Source organism: Sphingomonas sp. ABOLG (assembly GCF_003950435.1).
Classification (GTDB): domain Bacteria; phylum Pseudomonadota; class Alphaproteobacteria; order Sphingomonadales; family Sphingomonadaceae; genus Sphingomonas; species Sphingomonas panaciterrae.
Genome location: NZ_QQWW01000040.1, coordinates 1 through 3,926, shown reverse-complemented (window position 1 = coordinate 3,926; position 3,926 = coordinate 1). Strand labels below are relative to the sequence as shown.

Annotated in this window: 4 protein-coding genes, 1 tRNA gene and 1 pseudogene; 1 reads left to right on the top strand and 5 read right to left on the bottom strand. The window is 67.2% G+C overall.

Annotated features, from left to right (window positions below):
• Positions 1–267 precede the first annotated feature (267 nt).
• From CA236_RS18525 to CA236_RS18515, 3 genes and pseudogenes are all read right to left on the bottom strand, one after another.
• The gene (locus CA236_RS18525) at positions 268–378 is read right to left on the bottom strand and encodes a plasmid pRiA4b ORF-3 family protein (protein WP_241212749.1); all 111 of its coding nucleotides are present in this window, start codon (positions 376–378) and stop codon (positions 268–270) included.
• A 392-nt stretch (positions 379–770) separates the two neighbouring features.
• Positions 771–1,283, bottom strand: a pseudogene (locus tag CA236_RS18520) (DUF1993 domain-containing protein).
• A gap of 152 nt (positions 1,284–1,435) precedes the next feature.
• Positions 1,436–1,957, bottom strand: coding sequence for a helix-turn-helix transcriptional regulator (locus CA236_RS18515; protein ID WP_125946706.1), 522 nt, complete (start codon positions 1,955–1,957; stop codon positions 1,436–1,438).
• 58 nt (positions 1,958–2,015) lie between these two features.
• Between CA236_RS18515 and CA236_RS18885 the strand changes: the two genes are divergently transcribed.
• Positions 2,016–2,174 (top strand): hypothetical protein, encoded by a 159-nt coding sequence (locus CA236_RS18885; protein ID WP_164519002.1) that lies wholly within the window; start codon positions 2,016–2,018, stop codon positions 2,172–2,174.
• Between the two features lie 1,014 nt (positions 2,175–3,188).
• On the opposite strand, the gene CA236_RS19220 is transcribed toward CA236_RS18885, so the two are convergent.
• Positions 3,189–3,737 carry a hypothetical protein gene (locus CA236_RS19220; RefSeq protein ID WP_164519001.1) on the bottom strand — a complete coding sequence of 183 codons (549 nt, stop codon included), beginning with the start codon at positions 3,735–3,737 and terminating at the stop codon, positions 3,189–3,191.
• Positions 3,738–3,799: 62 nt separating this feature from the next.
• Positions 3,800–3,876, bottom strand: a tRNA-Met gene (locus tag CA236_RS18495).
• Between the last annotated feature and the right edge of the window lie 50 nt (positions 3,877–3,926).

The window sequence follows — 3,926 nt, the reverse complement described above, 5'->3', positions numbered from 1 at the left end:
ATCAGGCTGCTCGACACCTCGCGCCGGGCGATGACATCACGGACCCGCACGCCCGGCCGGAACGCCTCGGCCAGGATCTCCAGCTTCTCCGCGTCCGACCAGCTCCGTCGGCCCGATACCCGGCCGATCACCTCCACACGACCAGTCGTACGAGCGCTCGTATGACCAGTCTCAGAACCGAAAACTTCCCGCACCGCCCGCGCCCTCGTCAAAGACGATAAGCATCCCGGCTACGGCCAAACGGGCAAGGCGGCCCTCAGGCCACGCTTACCCTGGACCAACCGTTTCGATGGTGATGGTGTGCCGCCAGTCGTCGCCCATGTCGTAGGTGTAGGCGAGTTCTCGCACGCCCCGGTCGACGAGGGCGGCGAGCTTCACGTTCTTGGCGGCGGCCAGCCGTTAGCACCCCCTGTCACTTGACCGTGAGCATGCGCTTCACGCCGCACCTGCACCTCCTGCTCTGCGTCGTGAGAGCTGAGCAAGCGTCCGCTTACGCCTTCTGTGCTCTCGAAAGCTGCCGTTCCGCTATCCCCCCAGATACGGCGTTCGTGCTGCCGCCGTACGACTACGCAGACGGCAGCTTACTGCGTCGGCGTCCTTGGAAGCGTCCGCGTGGCTGCCCCTCCTTGCAGTGGGATCGTCTGACGAACTTTGCTCCACCAGAACCTTGGCGCGGTGCTACGTTCGGATGAAGGGCAGCTCTATTTGGCAATCTGACCGCCTCGGACCAACGAGCGACCGGTTCAATGCAACGTCCTCGGCCTCTACCGTTACGGGTTAGCCGAAACCATGTGACGCAACATGTGCGGGACGAAGTCCATCTTGCCGATCGGCACCCCGGCGTTGCGTAACAGCGCATAAGCCATCGTCACGTGGAAGTAGAAGTTGGGCATGATCCAGTCGCGGATGTCCTCCTCCGCCGACATCACGAACCGGACGCCGTTTGGGAGCGTGAGATCGACCTGCTCGTTCTCGGTGGCCCACCGGTCAGGATCGGTCGCTTCTATGAGCGAGCGGACGGCGGCTAGCCGTTCCTGCACCTCGGCCAAGGCTCCGTATGGCGCCTCGTCCAGCGGAAGCGCCTCGCGGCCGACCTGGTTAAGGGCCAGCAGCACCTAATTGACCGCGACCCGGAACTGCAGCTCGAGCGGGAACATGTCCTCCGTAAGCCGCGAGCCAAGCACATCGTCGGCGATCCCCGCGGCCTGAGCCCTTCCGACCAGGTGCGAGAGGGTGCCCAGCATGTCGGAAAAAACCGTGCGGGCGGAGTGCGCATAGGACATGACGCTTCTTGGCAGCTAATCAGGGAGCCTGCCAGGTCATGGACGATCCAACGATTTCCCGACGTGGGCTCATCAGCGAATGATCACGAACCCAGCGAAGTCTATCCGCGCGGCCAGCGCTACCCGCCTGGCGGCACCTGGGGCAGCGCGGCTTACGAAGCCTGCGCTTCAGGATCCTTCCCGGTCCTCCAATAGGTGTCGAGCGCGCCGACCGACGAGAAGCCGAGCGCCGAGGCAAGTCCGACGCTCCTCAGCCGCACAGCCCGCCCGCTGGCATCGAAGTCGGCGAGCTCCCGACTGCGCTCCATCCCGCGCTCGAAGCGGGACAGCGTCGCGGCGCTGACGTTCGCCAACCTGGCGCAATCGTGCAACGTCAGGCCCCGCGCTCGCCGCCGGTCGCGAAGCAGGGCGAGGTCGGGATGCATCGCGATGTGGTCGGTCTCGCGCCGCCGGAGGTCGAAGATGTCGCGGTCAGCACCCAGCGCGTCACACAGCCGGACGAGGACGTCGCCCGTCGGCATACGACCACGCTCGATGCGGTAGATGGTCTCGCGCGCCACCGCCGCCTTCACGGCGAGACGGGCCTGTGTCCACCTGCGCGCCTTCCGCGCTTCCCGCAGCATGCGGCCGACCTCGCGCGCCGCCTCCACATCCAACGTGCCCGCATCCGACATCGCACATTTATGAGACTTCCTTTCAGAGTGGGCAAGCGAAAGGGACTGTATCCTCGGTGTGAAGCGCGAGGACACAGCAAGGGCGATCGGCAGGATTGCGCCGCTGCCGGCGAGCGAGACGACGTCTGCGGCTGAGCGCGACCTCGTGCGCCTTCTCGCCCGCCAGGCCGCCGCCGAATATGTCGCGGCGTTGCGCACGGAGCGCGACGTGGTCTAGACTCGGAAACGGAGGCCGCATGCCCGAGACCAGGACCGCGATCTACGCGCGGCACAGCACGGACAAGCAGAACCCGACGTCGAGCGCCGACCAGGCCGCGGCGTGCGAGGCTCTCGTCGCGCGCCTGGGCGGCACGATCGTCGGCACCTACACCGACCCGGAACTCTCCGGCTACCGGCGTGACCGCCCGGGCCTAATGCGGCTGCTCAGGGACGTCCGCGAGGGACGGATCGACGTGGTCGTATGCGAGGCGCTCGACCGCATCGCCCGCGACGGCGAGGACATCAGCTGGATCGGGAAGAAGCTCAGGTTCGACCGCGTCCGCCTCGTCACTGCGACCGAGGGCGAGATCGACGAGGTCAAGCTGGCCGTCGCGGGGCTGCTCGGGTCGATGTTCCTTTCGAACCTCCAGCGGAAGACGCTGCGGGGAATGCAGGCAGCCGTGCTCGCCGGACGCATCGCGGGCGGCAAGGCGTACGGCTACCGCCGCCTCGACAAGCTCGACGAGCGCGGTGAGGTTTTACGCGGCGTGTTCGAGGTGGACGAGCGGCACGCCGAGGTCGTCCGGCGCATCTACATGGAGTTCGCCGCTGGACGCTCAGCCATCCAGATCGCCACCGGGCTCAACCAGGACCTCGTGCCAGGTCCGCGCGGCGGCGAGTGGAACGCGTCAACCATCCGCGGCGACCCAAAGAAGTTCGTCGGCATCCTGCACAACCCGCTCTATCGCGGCCGGATCGTCTGGGGGCGACGCGAGTGGCGCAAGGATCCCGACTCGGACCGGCGCGAACGCCGCTACCGCCTGCGCGACCAGTCCGAGTGGACGACGGTGGAGGTGCCCGACCTCAGGATCGTGGACGAGGCGCTCGCCACCGCCGTTGACGCCGAGGTGGCGCGGCGGGCGCACGGCCCCAACGTGCGGCCCGGCGCCGCGAACCGCAGCAGGCACCTGCTGTCGGGACTGATACGGTGCGGGAGCTGCGGCGCGAACTACACCATCCACGGCAAGGACTACTACCGCTGCGCGCGGAACCGCGAGCGGGGTACGTGCGGGAACTCCACAGCGGTGCGCGTCTCGATGGTCGAGACAGCCGCGCTCGACGCGCTGCAGGGGCGCCTCCTCACCCCGGAGCTAGCGGAGGTGTTCGTCCGGGAGTTCACGCGCGAGGTCGAGCGGCTGGCCCGCACCAAGGACGAGCGCGAGGAGGAGATACGCCGGCGGCTGGACCAGCTGGAGACCGAGATTAATAACCTGTCGCGCAACCTGCTCTCCGGAGTGGTCAGCAGCACGCTGGCCGCGATGCTCGCCTCGCGCGAGGAGGAGCGCGACCGGCTGCAGGCCCAGCTCGGGCGCGACGTGTCCGAGGACGTGAAGATCCTGCCGCACCCGGCGCTGGTCCGCCGGTTCGAGGAGAAGGTGGCGCGTATCCGCGACGCGCTGAACGACCCGGCAGTTCGCGGCGAGGCGGCGCAGACGATCCGGTCGCTGATCGCCTCGATCACGATCGAGGTGGTAGAGGGAGAGGTCGTGGCCGACGTCGAGGCGTCGACCGGGGCGCTCATCGATTTCGCCACATACGACAGCGCCCCCCGGAGATGTCTCTCCGAGGGGCGTTCTGTGGCGGTGGTTGCGGGGACAGGATTTGAACCTGTGACCTTCAGGTTATGAGCCTGACGAGCTACCGGGCTGCTCCACCCCGCGACACTGTGTTTTTGTCCGTTTTGGAAACACGAACGCCTCCGTGATTAGCG